The organism is Mycobacteriales bacterium, from assembly GCA_036497565.1.
Classification (GTDB): Bacteria; Actinomycetota; Actinomycetes; order Mycobacteriales; family QHCD01; genus DASXJE01.
Window position 1 is genome coordinate 15454 of sequence record DASXJE010000006.1, and the last position, 19825, is coordinate 35278.

22 protein-coding genes are annotated in these 19825 nt (G+C 69.8%); 7 read left to right on the forward strand and 15 right to left on the reverse strand.

The window, feature by feature from the left end; all coding sequences use genetic code 11:
- Positions 1-17: 17 nt before the first annotated feature.
- Positions 18-365, forward strand: coding sequence for a metallopeptidase family protein (locus VGH85_00325; GenBank protein HEY2172235.1), 348 nt, complete (start codon positions 18-20; stop codon positions 363-365).
- Positions 366-404: 39 nt separating this feature from the next.
- On the forward strand, positions 405-731 hold the full coding sequence (locus tag VGH85_00330) for a co-chaperone GroES (GenBank protein ID HEY2172236.1): 327 nt from the start codon (positions 405-407) through the stop codon (positions 729-731).
- Here the strand turns inward: VGH85_00330 and VGH85_00335 are convergent.
- The 8 genes from VGH85_00335 to VGH85_00370 form a co-directional block, all read right to left on the reverse strand.
- The gene (locus tag VGH85_00335; GenBank protein ID HEY2172237.1) at positions 728-1285 is read right to left on the reverse strand and encodes a DinB family protein; all 558 of its coding nucleotides are present in this window, start codon (positions 1283-1285) and stop codon (positions 728-730) included. The genes VGH85_00330 and VGH85_00335 overlap by 4 nt on opposite strands.
- A 35-nt stretch (positions 1286-1320) precedes the next feature.
- On the reverse strand, positions 1321-1938 hold the full coding sequence (locus tag VGH85_00340) for a class I SAM-dependent methyltransferase (GenBank protein ID HEY2172238.1): 618 nt from the start codon (positions 1936-1938) through the stop codon (positions 1321-1323).
- 103 nt (positions 1939-2041) lie between these two features.
- On the reverse strand, positions 2042-3631 hold the full coding sequence (locus VGH85_00345) for an HD domain-containing phosphohydrolase (protein ID HEY2172239.1): 1590 nt from the start codon (positions 3629-3631) through the stop codon (positions 2042-2044).
- 17 nt (positions 3632-3648) lie between these two features.
- A complete protein-coding gene (locus VGH85_00350) occupies positions 3649-4278 on the reverse strand; it encodes a response regulator transcription factor (GenBank protein HEY2172240.1) in 630 nt (209 codons plus the stop codon).
- Positions 4275-5645 (reverse strand): ATP-binding protein, encoded by a 1371-nt coding sequence (locus VGH85_00355; GenBank protein ID HEY2172241.1) that lies wholly within the window; start codon positions 5643-5645, stop codon positions 4275-4277. The genes VGH85_00350 and VGH85_00355 overlap by 4 nt, the downstream gene beginning before the upstream one ends.
- A 23-nt stretch (positions 5646-5668) precedes the next feature.
- Positions 5669-6595, reverse strand: a complete 927-nt coding sequence (locus tag VGH85_00360) for a serine/threonine-protein kinase (GenBank protein HEY2172242.1) — start codon at positions 6593-6595, stop codon at positions 5669-5671.
- A 216-nt stretch (positions 6596-6811) separates the two neighbouring features.
- Positions 6812-8608 carry an ABC transporter ATP-binding protein gene (locus tag VGH85_00365; protein HEY2172243.1) on the reverse strand — a complete coding sequence of 599 codons (1797 nt, stop codon included), beginning with the start codon at positions 8606-8608 and terminating at the stop codon, positions 6812-6814.
- Complete coding sequence (locus tag VGH85_00370) at positions 8605-9252, reverse strand: hypothetical protein (GenBank protein HEY2172244.1); 648 nt, start codon at positions 9250-9252, stop codon at positions 8605-8607. The genes VGH85_00365 and VGH85_00370 overlap by 4 nt, the downstream gene beginning before the upstream one ends.
- Positions 9253-9509: 257 nt before the next feature.
- Here VGH85_00370 and VGH85_00375 point away from each other — a divergent pair, with 257 nt between their 5' ends.
- The 4 genes from VGH85_00375 (at position 9510) to VGH85_00390 (ending at position 14291) form a co-directional block, all read left to right on the forward strand.
- On the forward strand, positions 9510-10670 hold the full coding sequence (locus VGH85_00375) for an LCP family protein (protein HEY2172245.1): 1161 nt from the start codon (positions 9510-9512) through the stop codon (positions 10668-10670).
- 226 nt (positions 10671-10896) lie between these two features.
- Entirely contained in the window at positions 10897-11403 is a 507-nt protein-coding gene (locus VGH85_00380; GenBank protein ID HEY2172246.1) for a hypothetical protein, read from the forward strand.
- A gap of 175 nt (positions 11404-11578) precedes the next feature.
- Entirely contained in the window at positions 11579-12175 is a 597-nt protein-coding gene (locus VGH85_00385) for a TMEM165/GDT1 family protein (protein HEY2172247.1), read from the forward strand.
- A gap of 67 nt (positions 12176-12242) precedes the next feature.
- Positions 12243-14291, forward strand: a complete 2049-nt coding sequence (locus tag VGH85_00390) for an MFS transporter (GenBank protein HEY2172248.1) — start codon at positions 12243-12245, stop codon at positions 14289-14291.
- A 30-nt stretch (positions 14292-14321) separates the two neighbouring features.
- Here VGH85_00390 and VGH85_00395 read toward each other — a convergent pair whose 3' ends face one another.
- The 3 genes from VGH85_00395 to VGH85_00405 form a co-directional block, all read right to left on the reverse strand.
- Positions 14322-14966 (reverse strand): TetR/AcrR family transcriptional regulator, encoded by a 645-nt coding sequence (locus VGH85_00395; GenBank protein ID HEY2172249.1) that lies wholly within the window; start codon positions 14964-14966, stop codon positions 14322-14324.
- Positions 14963-15724, reverse strand: coding sequence for an SDR family oxidoreductase (locus VGH85_00400; protein HEY2172250.1), 762 nt, complete (start codon positions 15722-15724; stop codon positions 14963-14965). The genes VGH85_00395 and VGH85_00400 overlap by 4 nt, the downstream gene beginning before the upstream one ends.
- A gap of 114 nt (positions 15725-15838) precedes the next feature.
- Positions 15839-16267, reverse strand: a complete 429-nt coding sequence (locus tag VGH85_00405) for an SRPBCC domain-containing protein (protein HEY2172251.1) — start codon at positions 16265-16267, stop codon at positions 15839-15841.
- Positions 16268-16364: 97 nt separating this feature from the next.
- Here VGH85_00405 and VGH85_00410 point away from each other — a divergent pair, with 97 nt between their 5' ends.
- A complete protein-coding gene (locus VGH85_00410) occupies positions 16365-16919 on the forward strand; it encodes a MarR family transcriptional regulator (GenBank protein ID HEY2172252.1) in 555 nt (184 codons plus the stop codon).
- 184 nt (positions 16920-17103) lie between these two features.
- Here the strand turns inward: VGH85_00410 and VGH85_00415 are convergent, their stop codons facing one another.
- The 4 genes from VGH85_00415 to VGH85_00430 all read right to left on the reverse strand — a co-directional run bounded on the left by VGH85_00415 (position 17104) and on the right by VGH85_00430 (position 19631).
- The gene (locus VGH85_00415) at positions 17104-17259 is read right to left on the reverse strand and encodes a hypothetical protein (GenBank protein ID HEY2172253.1); all 156 of its coding nucleotides are present in this window, start codon (positions 17257-17259) and stop codon (positions 17104-17106) included.
- Positions 17260-17399: 140 nt separating this feature from the next.
- The gene (locus tag VGH85_00420) at positions 17400-18116 is read right to left on the reverse strand and encodes a GAF and ANTAR domain-containing protein (protein ID HEY2172254.1); all 717 of its coding nucleotides are present in this window, start codon (positions 18114-18116) and stop codon (positions 17400-17402) included.
- A gap of 21 nt (positions 18117-18137) precedes the next feature.
- Positions 18138-18440, reverse strand: coding sequence for a TlpA disulfide reductase family protein (locus VGH85_00425; GenBank protein ID HEY2172255.1), 303 nt, complete (start codon positions 18438-18440; stop codon positions 18138-18140).
- 27 nt (positions 18441-18467) lie between these two features.
- Positions 18468-19631, reverse strand: a complete 1164-nt coding sequence (locus tag VGH85_00430) for a hypothetical protein (protein ID HEY2172256.1) — start codon at positions 19629-19631, stop codon at positions 18468-18470.
- Positions 19632-19825 lie beyond the last annotated feature (194 nt).

Consider the following 19825-nt stretch of genomic DNA (forward strand, 5'->3'; position numbering starts at 1 on the left):
GCGAGGGGGAGGTGGTCATGGTCGAGATGAGCACGGACCGGTTCGAGGAGCTCGTCGCCACGGCCCTCGACGAGGTGCCCCCGGCGCTGACCCGGCTGATGGACAACGTCGTGGTCCTGGTCGAGGACGCCGACCCGCAGGACGCCCGGCTGCTCGGGCTCTACGAAGGCATCGCGCTCACCGAACGCGGCCACGACTACGGCGGCACCCTGCCGGACCGGATCACGATCTTCCGGCTGCCGATCCTCTCGATCTGCTTCGACGACGACGACGTGGTGGACGAGGTCGCGACCACCGTGGTCCACGAGATCGCCCATCACTTCGGGATCGACGAGGCCCGGCTGCACGAACTGGGTTGGGGCTGACCGGTGGTGGACCCAAGGACCGAGGTAGCGTCCACCGACGTGACCGAGCCCGACACCGGCCTACCGATCAAGATGCTGCACGACCGGGTACTGGCGAAGTACTCCCGGGAGGACGGCGAGCGACGCTCGTCCGGCGGCATCGTGATCCCCGCGACCGCGCAGGTGGCCAAGCGGCTGTCCTGGGGCGAAGTGCTCGCGGTCGGCAACCACGTCCGCGCCGTGAAGTCGGGCGACCGGGTGCTCTTCAGCCCCGATGACCAGTACGAGGTCGAGGTGCACGGGCAGGACTACATCATCCTGCGGGAACGCGACATCCACGCCATCGCCGCGGAGCGGGTGGAGCCGTCGACCGGGCTCTACCTCTAGACCGATCGGCCGCCGTGGGCGTAGAGGTCGCGCAGCAGCGCCACCTCGGCCCCGTGGTGGGCGACCTCGTCGATGGCGTGCAGCACCAGGCCCGCCCAGGGGTCGGCCGCGTAGGGGCCCCAATCCGGACCGAGAGCGCGCCACATCCCATCCTCACCGAGCCCGTCCAGCCCGGACCGGAACGCCGCCCAGCCCTTGTCCAGCGCGACCAGCGCGTCGTCGACGTGCTCGTACCAGTCGCGGTCGGTGACGTCGAGCGGCCACTCGCCCAATCCTTCGGCGGTGTAGCCGGACAGGCACTCCGAGCCGATGTGCCACAGCCGCCAGGCGATCGTCGTGACCGGTGCCGGATCCGGGGCAGGGATGACCCGCTCCACGCGCCACACGCCGTCGTCGCCGGCACGCACGGACCAGCAGCCGGCAACGGGCTCGAACAGGTATTCGTCCTGACTCAGACCCTCGAGGCGGCCCCGGAAGCGGGACCAGATGTAGTCGAAGCCTCCGAGCAACAGCGGACCGACGGCACGGGTGGGGGCACCGGGTTCAGCGGACATGCCGGTCACGCTAACAACGACCTCCGACAAATCTGCTAGGCGGCCAGCGCGACGCCGAGCGAGTCGGCACCGGCGAACTTCGGGCCGCCCTTCTCGTAGAAGACGTCGAGGTCGGCGATGGTGAGGCCGGCATCGGTCAGCAGGCGAACGATGGGGCGGCTGAAGGTGCACCCGGCGAACAGCCGCCGCTCGATCGGGTCGAGGCGTCGCTGCCAGCGCTGGACCCGCTCGTCCGGGGCCAGCCCGTGCTCGAGGAAATGCAGTGTCCCGCCCGGCTTGAGGACCCGGCGCAGCTCGCCCAGGGCTGCCATCGCATCGGGGATCGTGCACATCGTCCATGTGGACAACGCCGAGTCGAACGTGTCGTCGGGGAACGGCATGGACTGTCCGTCGAGTCCGGCCCGCTCCACCGGTATCTCGGTCGTACCGACCCGCTCTGCAGCGAGCTTCCATGCGAGGTCTGAGGGCTCGACGGCGGTCACCCGACTCACGGTCGCCGGATAGAAGTCGATATTGAGCCCGGACCCGAACCCGATCTCCACCACATGACCGGTCAGGCCCGCGCAGACCCGCTCCCTCAGCGGCCGAAGTGCCTCCATTCCACCCAGCTTGTTCAACAGCCGCGGGACGACCCGTTCGTCGTAGTAACTCATCGCTCCCACACCCTTCGCCGATCGGCAGGACCGACGCCTGCCGTCATGCACCGACGCTAGGAGCACCCGGCCGCGCGGGCATGAGCGATTCGCCCCATCTTCCTCAGGGGTGGGCGGCGCCGGCTGCGGGCTCGAAGCTGCCCACGAGCCCGTGCTGCGTGGCATACAGCGTCGCGCTGGCCCGGCTGGAGACCCCGAGTTTGCTGTAGATGTGTTCCACGTGGTTGGCGACGGTCTTCGGCGAGACCACGAGTTCGGCGGCGATCTGCCGGTTCGAACGGCCACGCGCCAGCAGTCCCAGTACCTCCACCTCGCGGGCCGTAAGCCCCGCGGGCCAGGCGCGCAGGGCGGGCGCCCGATGGCCCGCCGCGGCCAACACCGCATCGACCGCGGCGCCGTCCAGGCGCCCGGCGGTGACCTCGGCGCGCAACTCCCGCACGATCCGGTCTGGAGGCAGCGCGGGCCGGTACGGACGGGGTTCGGTCCTGGCGTGATAGCTGTCCGCCGCGGCGAGCAGCCGGTCCGCGGGAGTCAGCGCGGCGGCGGTCAATCCGCCAGGATAGCCGGACCCGTCCAATCGCTCGTGGTGACGGGTCGCGATCACCCGACTGGCATCCAATCCGGTCAGCCGGGCGAGCATGCGGTCGGTCAGATACGGATGCAGGCGGACGCGTTCGAACTCGGCCTTGGTCAACGGACCGGGCTTGTCCCAGATCGCGTTCGACACTCCGAGTCGGCCGAGGTCGTGCACGTAACCGGCCCGGCGCAACGTCACGACGTCGTGGTCGGAGTGTCCGGACAGCCGGGCCGCTTCGCCGACGAGGTTCGCGACGCCTCGCGAATGCCCTGCCAGGTAAGGAGATTTGAGATCTACGAGGTCGGCCATCGCCATCAGGACATCGTCGAGTTCGGTGCCGCTGACCCGGCGGGACAGCTCCGGCTCGGCGGCCAGGATCGCGTCCCAGTCAGCCGCCTCGTCGAGACCGTCGAGGACATCCGGCGCATGGTCGAAGAACAGGTCGACGACGGTCGGGTCGAAGTCTGCACTGCGGTTTCTCCGGGCGATCGTCCGTGCGGCGTCGATGCCGCGCCGCCGGCTGAAGATCTCGATCGGGCTGGCGAAATGCACCAGTCTGGCGGGCAGGCAGATCTCGTCGCCCACGCGATGGTCGGGATAGCCCTTGCCGTCCCACTGCTCGTAACCCTGACGCAGCGCCGCGCAGACCTCGTCGTTCAGCCCGATCCGGCCGGCGAACTGGGCGGCCAACGTGGAGTGGGTCGCCATGAACGCGAGCACCTCCTTCTGCCCCGAGAATGCGAAGGTGGCCAGCCGCTTGGCACGGGCCGGCCCGGTGCCGTGCGAGCCCACCCGCCGGAGGATGAAGGAGATGGTTTGCGCCGTGCTCATGTCGAGCGTCTCGAATCCGTCGCCCTTGAGGGCGATGTCGTCCCCGAACCATTTCGCCTGCTCAGCCGCGTCGGCGTGGCAGTAGACGTTCATCATCAGCCCGAGGTAGTAGGTGGCCTCACGCTCGGCGTCGCTCGCGCCGGCGAGGTCGGCCAGCCGGAGCGCCACCACCGTCTGGCGCATGCAGTGCGCCATGGGTTGCCCGAGGCCGAGGTCGGCGGCGTAGGACAGGGTCGCCACGAGTTCCGCGATCCTGATGCTCCCCGTGCCCGGCCCACCGGCCATGACTACAGCGTAGGCCCTCAGGAACCGGTCGAGCCGAGTCCGTGCCGCTGCGCCCACAATGCCGCTTGCGTGCGATCCGCGACGCCGATGCTGGCGAAGACCCGGGTCAGATGAGCCTTGACCGTGCGCTCGGAGATACCGAGTGCCCGGCCGATTTGCTTGTTGGCCAGGCCTCGTACGACGAGTCTCAGCACCTCACGCTCCCGGTCGGTGAGCTCGTCGTCCGACCGCGCGGTACGCCGCGACAACAAGGTGCGCGCCACCTTCGAGTCGATCGGCGACTCGCCGTCGGCGGCGGCGCGGACCCCGCGGATCAACTCCTCCGGTTTGGCGTCCTTGAGCAGATAACCGACTGCGCCGGCGTCCACCGCGTCGAGCACCAGCTCGCGGTCGCTGAAGGAGGTGAGTACGACGACCGCCACGGACGGATCCGCCGCGACGATCGCCCGGGTGGCCTCGACACCACCCATCCCGGGCATGGACAGGTCCATGAGGATCACGTCCGGGCGCAGGTCGGCGGCGGCGGCGACCGCTTCCGCACCGTCGGAGGCCGACGCGACGACGGAGATGTCACCGACGGCGGTGAGCAACGACTCCAGTCCGGCTCGCAACAGCCGATGGTCGTCGACCAGGAGCACGCGGATCACGTCGCGGGCACCTCCAGCCGGATGCGCGTACCCCGGCCCGCCGCGGAGTCGACCTCGAGGGAGGCATCGGCGTCGGTGGCGAGATCGCGCAGCAGCCGCAGACCGAAATGGCCCCGATCGCCGGTCTGGCTCGGAACCGCCGGGTCGAATCCCACGCCGTCGTCGGCCATGGTCAGCACCAGCAGGTCGCCGACCCGGCGCAACTCGACGTCGACCTGCGTCGCCTGCGCATGTGACACCACGTTGCGCAGCGCCTCCTGCGCCACCCGGAACACGAGCTCCTCGGCCTCCGGCGCCGCGTCGATCTCGTCCGGAACCGAAAGATGGACGTCGACGCCGCGGTCGGAAACCGTCGACGCCAGGTCGGCCAGCACCGCCGACAGTCCCGAGGTATGCAGGCTGGGCGGATAGATCTCGACGAGGAGCGACCGCAACGACCGGATCCCCCGGTGCACCGTGTCGGCGGCGCTGCGCAGGACGTGCGAGTCGTCCGGGCGGCCGGACCTGTTGGCTCGCTCCGCCGAGCCGGACAGCGAGTACGACGCCGCGACCAGATCCTGCACGACGCCGTCGTGCAGGTCACCGGCGATGCGCCTCCGGGCGGTGTCGGATGCCGCGAGTGCATCGTGCATCAGCCGCTCGCGTTCCTGCTGGCTCGCGTCCAACCGGCGGGCCATGCGCCGGGCGAGCGGGATCTGCACCAGTTGCAGCGCGACCAGCATTCCCAGGGTGATCGGCGCGAACTCCACCCAGATCCGGTGCTCCCGATCGGTCACCGCGCGATAGGAGGAGTAGGTCTCGAACAACAGCCGCTGACCGGACGGTGTGCGGACCGGCTGGTAGACCTCGAGCAGCTGGCCGTGACCGCGCTCGAAACTGTTCTCCGGCTGGGACAGTTCGCTGACGGCAGCGTCCGCGTGGTTCTGGCGCAGAGCGTCGAGTTCCTCCGAGTCCAGCGGGTAGACCTTGCCGATCAGCCGTGGCTCGTCGGAGTAGACGACCCGGCCGGAGGGAGTCCAGAGTTTGACCCGGATGACGGTGCGGCCGTTGACGATGCCGCCCGCCGCGGCGTTCATTCGGCGCAGGGCTGCCGGATCGCCCGCAACGAGACCATCGGTCAAGGCGGGCTGGATCACCGCACGGCCGAATGCGGCCGTCACGAGGCGGGCGTCGGCAATGGCCTCGTCCCGCGCGATCCCGCGGCTCACCAGCCCGCCGACGACGGCGACGATGACAAGGGCGACGACTCCGGCGGCCGCGAACTGGCGTACGGCGCGGCGGGTGTAGTTCGTGCGGGGCGGGGGGGTTCGTCCCCCGGCCGGACGCACGGGGACGTCGGCTATCGGTTTCGCGTCGACGTCCGTCATCGGCCCTGCCCTCGCTCGTACGGTCAAGGGCTCAGTCTGCCTTGACCCGGGCGGCGCAGGGGCGCGGAGCGGGGAGCCGGAGCGGGGAGCCGGGCCGGACCACCGCTCGGGAGCGCCGCGGTCGCCCATTCCGGCCAGGTGGGGGCCGATCCCGCGGGGAGGGCCGCCGCGAGCTCGGTGAGGAGATGGGCCGCGTCGGCGGGTCGGGCCGCCGGATCGGGGTCCCGCAGCCGGGTCAGCACCGTCGCCAGCTCGATCGGCAGCGCCCCGAGATCTTCCGGCAGCCAATCGACGTCCCCGACAGCGGCCTCGGCGAGGATCGTGCCGAGCGCGTAGAGGTCGGCCGCGGGCTCAGCCGCGGCACCGCGCTCCTGCTCGGGCGCGCGGTAGCCGTCGCTGCCCTGGGGTGCGTCCGCCCGGCCGGCGGTCCCGATCGGGCAGGCGAGACCGAGATCGAGCAGCACCGGCCGGCCCTCGCGGATGACGACGTTCTCCGGCTTCAGGTCGCGGTGCACGAAACCCCGGCCGTGCAGGTAGTGCAGCGCGCCGGCGAGATGCATCCCCAAAAGTACGAGGTCGGCGGGCCCGAGCGGGCCGTCGTCGATGACGGTGTCGAGGCTCGGTCCCTCGACGTACTCGAGGACGAGGTGGGGCAGCGGTTCATCCGAACCGTCGTGGAGCAGGCGTTGGAAGCCGGTGTGCCGGATCTGCCCCAGCAGTACGGCCTCGGCCCGCAACGTCGCGGCGGATCGCGGCTCCGCGGCGTACGACGGACGGGGCAGCTTGACGGCGACGGGCGCCCACCGATCGATCGACCAGGCCAGCCACATCTCCCGCCGTACGCCGTCGCCCAGCAACTCCCAGGCGAGCAGCCCCGGCAGCAGGAGATCTCCCGGGCCCGCGGACCAGCTGTCGGCCGTCGCGGCGGGTGTCGTCTCGGAGAGGGTCACGGTGCGCCTGTCCTGGAGGGAGGTGGGTCTGAGATGGTCGAGGTCGGACGGGGCCGGCGCATTGATCGCCGGCCCCGTCCGGATTTCACCTCACCGTTCAGTCGCGCGAGCGCGAGCGGGAACGGCTACGCGACCGGCTGTGGCGCCGACCGTGGTGCGACGGGTGCGAAACAACGGCACCGCGAATGCGGCCTTGACTCGTCTTGGACATAAGGTTCACCCCCTCTCGGTGCTCGTGGTGAACACGGGAAGCGTGGTGCTCACCGTGGAGGATTCGAGGGACGCCGGGCGCCCGTTGCGGCGCCGGGCGGCGCCGTGGTTTTCGATCCGACCGCCGTCGAGCACGACCACGCGGTCGGCGAGGGCGGCGACCGCCGGATCGTGGGTGACGAGCAGGGTCGCGCGACCGGTCGAGGCCCGGCGCAGCGCGGACATCACCGCCGTGGCCGATTGGGCGTCGAGGCCCGAGGTCGGTTCATCGAGGAGCAGGACCGGGGCGTCGCGGACCACGGCCCGGGCGAGTGCGAGGCGGCGCCGCTGGCCGCCGGAGAGGCGCACGCCGCCCTCCCCCACCACCGCGTCGTACCCGTCGGGCAGGTCGCGGACGAAGGGCTCGAGCAACGCGGTCCGGGCCGCGAGCCGGATGTCGAGGTCGGTGACCGCGGGCCGCCCGAAGGCGATGTTGTCGCGGATCGAACCGTCGAGCAGCCACGGATCCTGCGGCACGAGGGCGATCTGGCGGCGGACCGAGGCGACCGAGCAGTTCCGTACGTCGACGCCGTCGAAGGTGATGACACCGCTGTCGGGGTCGTAGAGCCGGAGCAGGAGGTTGAGCAGCGTGGACTTGCCCTCGCCCGAGCTGCCCATGATCGCGACGGTCTCGTCGATGCGGACCGTCAGGTCGACTCCGCGCAGCACAGGAAGGTCCGGTGAGTAGCCGAACCGCACGCCGGTCAGGGCGACCTCGGTGGTCAGCGCCGGGGCGGACCCGACCTCGTCGTCGCGGGGTTGGTGTTCGTCACTGTCCAGCAGTTCGACGATGCGGGCGCGGCTCGCGGCGCCCCGCGACAGGGTCGACGACAGCCGGGTGAGGGAACGCACCGGGCCGTAGAGGCTGGCGACGTAGGACAGCACGACGAGCAGGGTGCCGATGGAGACGGCGCCGTCGGTCACCCGGATGACGCCGGCACACAGGACCAGGCCCGCACCGATCGCGAGTACCAGATCGGCGACCGGCCCCAGCCGGCGTTCCACGCCCAGCGCATCGATCTCCGAACGCGTCGAGGAACGACCGGCGACGGCGAACTCGTGCTGTGCGCGGTCGTTCTGGTCGAATGCCTGGATCACCCGGACGTTGCGCAGGAGGTCACCGGCGCGGGCGGCGAGCCGGCCTTGTGCAGCCCGTGCGGTGGCATGCGAGGTCCGCACCCGGGCACGCCGGCGAATCGCCACGATCGCGAGTACCGGCGTGACCGCGAGCGCGACCCCCGCCAGCGGCGGATCCACCAGCAGCAGCACGAGCAGCATGCCGACGAGCTCGAGCGAACCGGGGATCACGCTCTCGTACCAGACCACGAGCGAGTCCTCGGTGCGCCGTACGTCGGTGGTGAGCCGCGACACGAGTTCGGTGCTGCGGTGTCGGTCGTGGAACCGCAGCGAGAGCCCGAGCAGTCGGGTCATGAGTGCATTGCGGAGGTCGGCACCGATCCGCTCGGCGGCGACGCCGACCAGCATCTCGGCGATGTATCCGCAGGCCGCGCCGAGCAACGTAAGGAAGACGGAGGCGGCCGCGGCAACGGCGGCCAATTGCACCGTGGACAACGAGTCGAGCGGTGCCAGCCAACTCGGCATGGCCTGATGCTGCAGTCCCTGGTCGACCGCGATCGCGAGTGGCCACGGCCGGGCGAGATCGAGCACCGCCTCGGCGACGGTCAGCGCGGTTGCGGCGGAGAGCGAGCCCCGGTAGGGCCGCCGGAACTCGGCGACCGACCGGCTCACCACTGCGGTCGTCACTGCTCGACCGACTTCATCCGGGCCAGCGTGCGGGCGCCCGCGGCGAGCAGCCCGAGGACGAAGACCAGGACACCGGCGCCGACGGCCGCCGCGAACAACGCCGACGATCCGCCCGGCCCGCCGTCGCCGGCCGACGTCACCGCCCCGGCAGCGGCCGACCGGGTCGCTGCGACGGAGGGAACGGCCGCGGCGGGACTGGTCGTCGCAGCGGGCCGATGGGCAGACGTCCGAGCAGACGTCCGGGCGGCCGGTGTAGTCGCGCGGTGCGCAGACGGTGTCGTAGCCGTGGCGGTTGCGGGGGGCGCCGGCGTCCGGGCGGGCAGCGTGGTCGCCGGTTTGGTGGGCGTGACGGGAGGTGTCGCCGCGGGTTGTGGGGTGATCGCCGTCGGCGCCGGCGCAGGGTGCGCGTCGTCGTGCCCGGGCCCGCTCCGACCCGGGGCGCCCTGACCGGGTCCGCCGCCATGATGCTCGTCGCCGCGCCCCTGGTCCGCGCTGGAGACCGAGCCGCCCGAACCAGGGCCGCCCGAACCAGGGCCGTGGTCGGCGGCGGCGACCGACGGGATCAGCAGCACCGGGCCGGCGATGAGCACGGCGACGAGCGCCCACACCCACCAACCCGATCGCCCGTCCCGCGTAGCCCGCATCAGATCTCCTGGGTGCCGTGTCGCTGTGCACCGTGCGGTGCATCGAGTTCACCGTGACGTCACTCAGGTCGGGTCGTCCATCGCACCTTGGTCGTAGTACCTGCGCACCGGTCGCCCTCCGACCGGCGGTAGCAGTGGCCAGATCCGACCAAACCTCCACCCGTCCGGTGGCCGCCGGTAGCCTGAGCATTGAAGGGTTCTCCGCGGCTGGGCCGCGAGCGCACCGAACACCATGCTTGCGAGGAGAGGCACCTGCCGTGTCCGATCCCCAAGCCCCATTGCCGAAGTCGCCCGGGGGCTCCGGACGACATCGGGCGGCGTTCGCGGGCAAGGTGATCGCCGCCGTGGTGTCGCTGGTGGTCCTGGTGGCCAGCGGTACGGCGTGGGCCCTCTACACGCGCTTCAACGGCCAGGTCACGCATCTGGGTCGTGGGGTCATCGAGTCCCCGAAGCAGGGCGGGGGCCACGACGTCGACGGGGTCGACCAGAACATTCTGCTGGTCGGTAACGACAGCCGCGGCGGCCTGACCAACCGCCAGCTCCGGGAGCTGGGGACGCAGGTCAACGCGGGCTTCAACACCGACACGATCCTGCTCGTTCACATCCCCGCCGACGGCCGGAAGGCGACCGTGGTGTCCTTCCCCCGCGACTCCTACGTGACCATCCCGGGTTATCGCAGCAACAAGATCAACGCGGCGTACGCCGACGGCGCCTGCCTTCCCCCCGGAGCGACCCAGTCACAGTGCGGCGGCACCCTGACCGGGGCGGAGAAGACAGCAGGAGCCAGGGAGCTGGTCAAAACCGTGAGCGCACTGACCGGCCTGCACATCGACCATTACGTCGAGGTCGGGCTGCTCGGCTTCTACCAGATCAGCAAGGTGCTCAACGGCGTCGAGATCTGCCTGAAGGCGCCCGCGAAAGACCACTACTCCGGGATCGACCTGCCGGCCGGCAGACAGAAGATCGAGGGCACCCAGGCGCTGGCTTTCGTGCGGCAACGGCACGGCATCCCCGGCGGTGACCTGGGCCGGATCAAGCGCCAGCAGGCCTTCCTCGGCGCCGTGGCGCACCAGATCCTCAGTGCCGGCACACTGCTCAACCCGATCCGGCTCAACCAGTTACTCGACGCGGTGTCGAAGTCGCTCACCACCGACAACGACGGACTGGACCTGCTGAGGCTGGCCGGTCAGATGCGTGACATCGCCGCCGGCAACGTGGTCTTCAAGACCGTTCCGATCGCGAGTCTCAGCTACTCCGCCGGCGGAATACCCGACGCCATCGAGCTGGACAAGGCGAAGCTCCCGGGCTTCTTCTCCACCATCGTCAGCGGCCACCCCACGCACCGATCGACGTCGCACAAATCGTCGTCGGCCAACCGGCCGGCCCGGACCGCGGCGAGCAAGAGCTGCGTGTACTGACCGCCGCATGAACGCTCACCGTTGAACGTTCACCGTCCCGTCGACGTGGTGTGAGGGTACGGGCCGCCCGGCATCCCAGAGCTCCTGACCGGCCGGCTGCCTCCGGCGGAATGGGAGTCGCGCGATGCAAGCCAGCCCTCCGGGACGTCCGACCAGGATGCGAGCCTGGCAGCGCGCCCATTCGCGGCAAGTCGACAGGTCGGGACATGTTCGCGCAGCAGCGGCCGTGGGCGCGCCGATCGGGGCGCACGAGCGAGTGCTGTTCGCCGGACGGGACGTCACCGGCGCAGCCGTCGTCGCAACCGGCTGGGCTCTCTACCACCAACCCCAGGCCGGGCCGGGACAGGCCTGGCTCCGCCTGGGTTGGGAGGACGTCGGCCGGGTCGCCTGGGCGGAGGGGTCGGGCATCCTGACCCTGACCGCGCTCCCCTGCAGCGGCTCCTCGCGCCTGGTCCTCCCGCTGTCCGGCCACGCGCCGCTCGTGGAGCTGGCCCGCGAACGGGTGGCCTCGACCCTGCTGGGGGGCACCCTGGTCTGGCACCGCGACCGCGCCTGCGCCCAGGTCATCGCCCGGCGTAGGCCGGGCACCGACCAGGTGAGCTGGATCCTGGCCTTCTCGCGGGCCGAGGACATCGACGATGCCGGGGTCCAGGCCCAGGTGGCCCTGGCCATCACCGAACTGCAGGAAGAGATCGGACCCGCGATTGCGGAGCGCCACCGTCGGGTAAGCTGAACGGCGAAGGGGAGTAGCCCCGAATCGATGATCGACATGCTGGCGCGCTCCTGCGCCCGGTCATCGGGCCCGTGTTTGGCGGGCGGGCGAGACCTTCGACCTCGACACTTGTGTCGGGTCGAAGAGTCGGCCCCCGACCTCCGGCCCGGCCCCGATAGAGACCGGAGCCCGCCCCGTGCAACCGCTGCTGATTCCTCTTGTGTTCGTCGTCGTCCTCGTCGCCGAACTCCCCGACAAGTCGATGTTCGCGTCGCTGGTGTTGGGCACCAGGTTCCGGCCACGCTGGGTCTTCCTCGGCGTGGCCACCGCCTTCCTGGTGCACGTCATCCTGGCCGTCGTGGCCGGCCACCTGTTGTCGTTGCTGCCGCACCGGGCGCTCGAGGTCCTCATCGCGACCCTCTTCGCCGCCGGCGCGGCGTACATGTGGATCTCGGCGTCGAAGAGCAGCGACGAGGAGACCGCCCAGGAACACCTCGACAGCGCGGCATCGGGCTCGGCGCTCGCGGCCTTCGCCACATCTTTCGGCGTGGTCTTCATCGGCGAATGGGGTGACATCACCCAGATCCTGACCGCGAACCTGACCGCACGTTACGACGACCCCCTCGCGGTCGCCATCGGCGCCACACTCGGCCTGTGGACGGCGGCCCTGCTCGCGATCACCGCCGGCCGCGCTCTCCTGCGCTACATCTCGGTGGCCTTGCTGCAGCGGCTGGGCGCCCTCATCCTGCTGGGCTTCACGGCCTACAGCATCCTGCAGATCATCACGAGTTAGCCCGCGGCGGTCGAAGGGTGGGACCATCCTTCTCGCCGGTGCTCCCTCGCCGGGTGAGGAGGATGCGATGGCCACGGCGACCGACTCAGCGCCCACCGAGGCACCGGTCAGTCGGCAACGGATCTGGCTGATCCTGATCGGCCTGCTCCTCGGCATGCTGCTGGCCTCGCTGGACCAGACGATCGTGGCCACGGCGCTGCCCACGATCGCCGGCGACCTGCACGGCCTGTCCCACCTGTCCTGGGTAGTCACCGGCTACCTGCTCGCGTCGACCGCGTCCACCCCGCTGTGGGGGAAGCTCGGCGACATGTACGGCCGGAAGAGGTTCTTCCAGGCCGCGATCGTGATCTTCCTGATCGGCTCGATCCTCAGCGGGCTCGCGCAGTCGATGATCGAACTGATCGGGTTCCGGGCCCTGCAGGGCATCGGTGGTGGTGGGCTGATCGTCGGGGCTCAGTCCATCATCGGCGACGTCGTCGCGCCCCGTGAACGCGGTCGCTACCAGGGCATCTTCGGCGCCGTATTCGGTGTGACCAGCGTGATCGGCCCCCTGCTGGGCGGTTTCTTCGTCGACAACCTGTCCTGGCGCTGGGTGTTCTACATCAACATCCCCGTCGGTCTGGTGGCTCTCGTGGTCACGGGGATCGTGCTTCCCTCGCGTTCGACGACCGTGCAGCACGTCATCGACTATCTCGGTGCGGGCCTGCTCGCCGCCGCGGCGACCTGCCTGGTACTGCTGACCAGCCTGGGCGGCACGACCTATCGGTGGGGGTCGGTGCAGATCTACGGCCTCGGTGTCGCAGCAGTCGTCGCAATCATCGGTTTCATCCTCGTCGAGCGCCGCGCTCCCGAGCCGGTCCTTCCGCTGACCCTGTTCCGCAACCGCATCTTCTCGGCCGCATCGGCGGTCGGCTTCGTGGTGGGGTTCGCGATGTTCGGCGCGATCACCTATCTGCCGCAGTACATGCAGGTCGTGCAAGGGGTCAGCCCGACCGCGTCGGGGCTTCGCCTGCTGCCGTTGATGGCCGGACTCTTGTTGACCTCGATCGGTTCCGGCCAGCTGATCAGTCGCACCGGCAGATACCGAATCTTCCCGATCATGGGCACGCTGATCATGTCGGTGGGGTTGTTCCTGCTCTCCCGGCTCTCGGTGTCGACCCCGACCTGGCAGTCCTCGATCTCGATGTTCGTGCTCGGGGTCGGCATCGGTGCGGTGATGCAGGTCCTGGTCATCGCCGTACAGAACGCCGTCGACTACCGCAATCTCGGCGCCGCGACGTCCGGAGCCACGTTCTTCCGCTCCATCGGCGGCAGCTTCGGCACGGCGGTCTTCGGCGCCATCTTCGCCAACGTGCTCGTCGGGAACCTCGCCCATCACCTGCGCGGCGTGCGGATTCCGCCGGGCTTCTCACCACAGTCCGGTGCCGACCCCGCGACGCTCAACCGGCTGCCCGCGCCGGTACACATGGGCTACATCGAGGCCTACGCCGCCAGCATCCGCACCGTCTTCCTTGTCGCGGTGCCGATCGCGCTGGTCGGTTTCGCCCTCAGCTGGCTGATCCGCGAGATACCGCTCCGGGCTACCGCGGCGGCCGCCAACCCGGCCGACACCTACGCGCCGACGTCCGTCCCCTCCGAGCGCACATCAATGCAGGAGATGGAGCGTGCGGTGGAGGTCCTCGCCCACCGTGAAGACCGGCGCAAGCTCTACGGCAGGCTGGCCGAACGGGCCGGCCTGTCGCTCGCACCGCCGGACAGTTGGCTGCTCTACCGGCTCGCCGATACTCCCGACGTCACGGTCGGTCAGCTCTGTCGCCGGCTCCGCGTCCCGCCGGAGCGACTCGACGCGCACCTGCACGTGCTCGCCGAGGCCGGCCTGCTGCGTCTCGGTCCTGGTGTCGACGGCGACTCCACGATCGCGGTCACCGCGGCCGGCGAGACGGCGATCGCCGACCTGCTCGATGCACGGCGCGCTGCTCTCGCGGAGTACGTGCGGGGCTGGTCGCCGGAGGACAACGCCGAACTCCGCCGGTTGATCGAACGCCTCGCCGGCCAACTCCTCGCCGACGACGACCGACTGATCCGCGACGCCCAGGTGGCCAGCGTGCCGCGCTGATCGACAGCTCGCCCGGACCGATCTCTGACGTCACCGTGAAGCCTGCAGCCGTCGCCCAGCGTTCCGAGTGCCGCCGACCACCTCGTCGGGCGCACCGAGTCGCTCCAGTAACAGGTCGAGCACGGCCTCTAGGTCTGCGCTACTGCCGGTCGCGAGGAGGATCGCGACGCCACCGTGTATCCCGGCGACGATGGCGCCTGCGAAGCGATCCGCATCGAGAGCCGCCGGGGCGGCTCCATTTGCTTGCATGGTGCGCACTCCGGTTGCGAGGTCGCTACGCCAGCGCAGCAGCAGGCTTCGAGTGACCGCCTGTGCGGCGGGGTCGGTGCGCCCCAACTCGGACATCAGCACGGCCATCGGGCACGTCGGGCCTTGCTTGCGATAGCGACGGAGCAGAGCCACTTTCCATCGCTGCCACGAATCCCACGTTGTGAGGTCGGACAGGTGCGGTTGTTGGTCGAGCAGCACGCGGTCGGCCTCGAACTGCGCTACCGCAAGCAGCAATTCGTCGCGACCGGACGGGAAGTAGTGGAACAACTGGCTCTTGCTGGTGGCCGTGCGCATGCGGATGTCGTCCAGGGTCGTGTCCCCGAGCCCTACCTCGCGGATCACCCCGGCGGCGCCTTCGATAATGCGCTGTCTCGTCGCCGCACCCTTTGCGGTGAGCTTGGTCATCGGGCCGCGAACAGCACGGACGACCGCCCTCCATCGATGTCCAACACGCTGCCGTGGATGTCGGTCGCGTCGTCGCTGGCCAGGAACACAGCGGCTCGCGCGACCGCGTCGGGCGCCACGAGACGCCCGAGCGGCGCGGTCGCCATCATCGGGCCGGCGACCTCGGCCACCGGGCTGGCGCTGTCGAAAGTGACGCCGGGAGAGATCGCGTTGACGCGCACCCCCTGTGCACCGAACTCTGCAGCCCAGGCGCGGGTGAGCGTTTCCATCGCTCCCTTCGACGAGGCGTACGCCGTGCCCGCGGGAATGCCAAGCCGCGCCCCCCAAGAACCCAGATTGAGTACGACACCCCGACCGACGTCAGCCATTGCAGGGACGAGTGCGGCTGTCAGGAAGTACGGCGCCTTCACGTTCACGGCCATGATGCGGTCGAAGGTGTCCCCGTCGATTGCCAGCGTCCCACCCGGCGGGTAGATGCCCGCATTGTTGACGAGAATGTCGATCGATCCGTAGACCTTCGTCGCCAGCTCCGCCAACTCACGTGAGGCTTCGACGGATCCGTCGAGCTCGTGAGGGAGAAAAGTCGCCTCTCCGCCGGCTGCCCGGGCCACTCCGACGACCGCGCCACCGCGCTCGGCGTCGCGTCCTGTGACTACTACCTGCGCTCCCTCGGCGGCGAACCGGATTGCGATTGCCTTCCCGATGTTGCTGGTGGACCCCGTGATCAGGGCGGCCTTGCCCCGTAGGCGCTCAGACATCCGTTCTCTCCTCGTCCATCATCGCGAGGTCTCAACGGTAGGTCTCGAATAATGGACTAGCAAGTCCAGAAGTGCGCCCTCGGCCGACTATCGCCGGACATCCCGCCAACGCCCTCAGGCGCCCTCGACGGTGCCCTTGAGCCCGGTCAGCAGCATCGTCCAGTTTGCGGTCGCCCGCTCCGCCTCGGCTTCGTCGCCGTTGTTGTCCTGGCTCAACGACACGTGCGTGGCCTTCCCGCGTTCCTCGAGGTCGTACGTGAGCGTGTGGTAGTTCTCGGGTTCGTCCGGCTGGCCGCTCATGGGGCTGAAGTGGGTGACCTGCAGGCGGCGATTCGGCGCGAACTCGACGACCTCGCCCTTGTCCTCATAGGTCTTGCCGTCGTACTCACCCGTCCAGCGGATCGGTCCGCCCACCTGCCAGTCGGTGACGACGTCCGTGCCGAAGAAGTACTGCTTGATCAGTGCCGGATCCGTCAACGCGACCCACACCTGCGAAGGTGCCGCATCAATGTCGATCTCCGCCGTCGCAACGTGACTGGCCATGACCCTCTCCTCAGCCGCTTGAAACATATGACTCGATCACATATCTTGTGTGACTGAATCACACGTCCGGCACGAGGTCAATTCCTACGGTGGATCTATGCGCACATCCCGCGATGCTCGGCTCGCCAACCTCCTCGGTGCAGTCGCTACCGGACTGGCCGACCGGGTGGCCGATTCGGTCGACACCACGGCCCTCGACGACAGGGCGCGGATGGCGTTGGTCGCGTTGCTGGACTTCTCGCCGAAAGGCTCCGTGCACACCCTGAGCCAGGTCGTCGGACTGACGCACTCCGGCGCCGTGCGACTCGTGGATCGGCTGGTCGACGCCGGCTATGTGCGCCGCAGGCCCGGCGCCGACGATCGTTCGGTCAGCATCGGCCTCACCCGGTCAGGCCGGCTGGTGGCGAATCGGGTGCGGGACCGACGCCAGGATGCGATCACCGACGCGATGACCGACCTGAGCGATCGGCAACGTGACGACCTCGTACGGGCCTGCGAGACCATCGTCGCCAACCTCACCCGCGAGCGGCTGGACCGACGCGCGGCGGGCGAGCGACCGAGCGGGGGTGCGCTGTGCCGGATGTGCGACTTCGCCGCGTGCGGGCGTCCGGCCGGCCGGTGTCCGGCGGCTGGTGCGGTGGTCCAGCGGTAGTCGCCGGCTTCTCCTGACGCCGCGGCGATTCCCCGCCCGGCACCTCGGGCTCCCCCCGCGACGACTGCCACGCGGTCCCGCAGCGCGTGGGTATCGAGCGACCACGTCATCGCTCGATGGTGTCATCGCCGACCCGAGGTTCCGGCGGGCCGGGCGAACCATCGTCGCCCGGCCGGCGGGACGGCTACCAGTAGTGCCGGCGTCCGGCGATCTCGCGGCCGGTGGAGCCGACGACGAAGAGGACGGCGCCGACGACGAGGACGACGATGCCGAGCGTCCACAGGATGGCGATATGGGCGAGGAAACCCAGAGCGAGAAGAATGATGCCGAGAATGATCATGCTGCTTCCCTTGCGGTGAGGGTGGAACCGCACCGGTCAGAAGGGGCATCGGTAGGAACCGATGCGCAGGGACCGAGGCGTTGCACCGAGGGCCGCAGGTTTCTGGGCGGCGAACGTGACAGGCAGGAGTATGCGCAGAGTCAGGAGGACGGCGCAACTCGAGCCGGATCGGCGACGATCTCTGCCGAAACGGCGGCCAGGGAGCGGCGGCTCGATCGAGCCTGGGCCCGCAAGCGTTGGTACGCAGTTCGCGCATCCACACCCGCCTGGGCCATCAGGATTCCCTTGGCCTGCTCGATGAGGGTGCGGGAATCCAAAGCGCGCTGGAGGTGGCCCGCCAACTCGGTCTGGCTCGACGCCTGCATCATGCTGGCGATGAGCAGCGCGGCCAGGTCGGTGAATGCCATCACCGCCAGTTCCCCTTCCGGCGTCCACGGATGGGCGTCCTCGGACACCACCGCGACGACACCGACGGGCTGCTGGTTGTAAGGAATCGGGCTCGCCATGACCGCGTGCACGCCATGGGCGACGGCGTCGGCGGCGAACAACGGCCACCGCGAGTCGGCGGCGAGGTCCTCGACGGTGATCAGCTGCCGCGAGTCGAAGGCGGCGATGCATGGGCCCTCGAAATGGGTGACCTGAAGGTCTTCGAGGTGGGCAAGCCGCTCATCGGACACCGCGACGTTGCGCAGGTGGTGCTGGTCGTCGGTCAGCATCAGCGCGGCACCGTCGACGTTGAAGACGGTATGCGTGGTCCGCACGATCTCGCGCATTCCGTCCTGCACGTTCATCTCCCCGAAGCGCAGCCGGCCGAGCTCCTCGAGAGCTCGCCGCACGTCGGGTATCGATACCGCCATGGTCACATCTTGACCGGCCGGTCAACTCGGGTCGATCGGGGCGTCCGGCCCGAGCAGGCCACGGATGTTGGCCTCCAGCTCGGCCGGGATGACGCCACCCACCGCGGTTACCGTCCCGTCGGCGTCGACGAAGACGTTGGTCGGCACGCCCCGGACCCCGACCTGGCGCGCGTAGTCACCGGGCTCGTCGACGAGCACCGTGCCGTCGATCCCCCACAGGTTGCAGAAGGCCTCTGCCTCGGCGTCGCTACCGGCGCCTTCCCACACGTTGACCATGACGATTTCCAGCCCCGACCGGGCGGTACGACGGCGCCACTGCTCCATGATCGGCGCGGCCGCGTTGCACGGTCCTCACCAGCTGGCGAAGAAGTTGAGGATGTACTTGCGCTCGGACCACTCCCGGCTGTGCCGCACCGTCTCGCTGCGCATCGCGGGGAGCGCGAACTCGGGCAGTCGCTGACCGACCAGCGGATGGGCGACGGGCACCGACGTGCCGGGCGCGGGTGGCCCGGTGGTGAGATCGTCCGCGACGGTGAGGGTCCCCGAACCGGCGTTCGCCACCAGGATTCGGTTGCGGTGTTCGGGGTGGACCGAGACTCCGCCGGGTCCGTCGCTGACGGGGATCCTGGTCCACTCGTGACCGTCTACGCCGACGACGCTCACCGTGCCGTCGCCGCGGTTGCCCACGTAGAGCCGGTCCCCGTCCGGTCCCGCCACGAGTCCGACGGGTGCACTCCCGGTCGGGATCTCGTCGCCGGTGGTCTCGCCCTTGGCGGCGTCGATGCGCGAGACAGTCCCGGCGACGGAGTTGATCACATAGATCTCGTCGTCCACCGGGTTGACGGCCACCGCACAGGGCCCGGCCCCGACGTCGAGCCGCGCGACCGACTCGCGGGTGTCCAGATCGACGACGGTGACCGATGCGGCGAGGAAGTTGACGCAGTAGGCCCGTCCGTACCGCGGGTCGACCGCGACCGCTCCGGCGCCGATCTCCGCCGTCACGGTGTCCAGCACCGCGAGGGAGTCGAGGTCGACGATCGACATCGTGCCACCCATGGCGTTGCCGACGTAGAGGCGGCGGCCCGGGACGTCGATCGCCAGCCCGGCGGGATAGGTCCCCACGGGAATCTCGGCCACGACCTCGTCGCGCAGTGGATCGACGACGGAGAGCTGGTCCGAGCGGGCGTCCGCGGTGAAGATCAGGCCGCGCTGGTCGTCGATGGCGATGTCGATCGGCTCGAGGCCGACGGCGACCTCGCCGATCCGGGTCATGGTGTCGAGGTCGACGACCGCGACCGCGTTCGAGCGGGAGCACGCGACGTACGCCCGATCGGTACGCCGATCGACCACGACGCCCTCCGGGTCGTAGCCGACCCAGACCTCGCCGAGGATGCGCCACGGCTCCGCACCGGGCGGCCCGTCGACGAGGCACGCGGCACCGTCGACGTCGGACTCCGAGGATTCCGGCCCGTCGCGAAGCCCCGCGTCCGCCGGACGTTCGCTGGAGTCGCTCATACCCTCTTCCACGGTCGTCCTGACGGATCTGTGCTCTCAGGCACGTCGCCCGGCACCCAGGAGTTGGCGAACACAGACGGAAAACCTAACACGCGAGCCGATCCGCACCGCGGTCGCAGTCACCGGACGACACCCGGCCCGCGACTGCTCCGGGTGCGCCCACCGAGCCGCGCGATCCCGCGTCAAACGGGCTC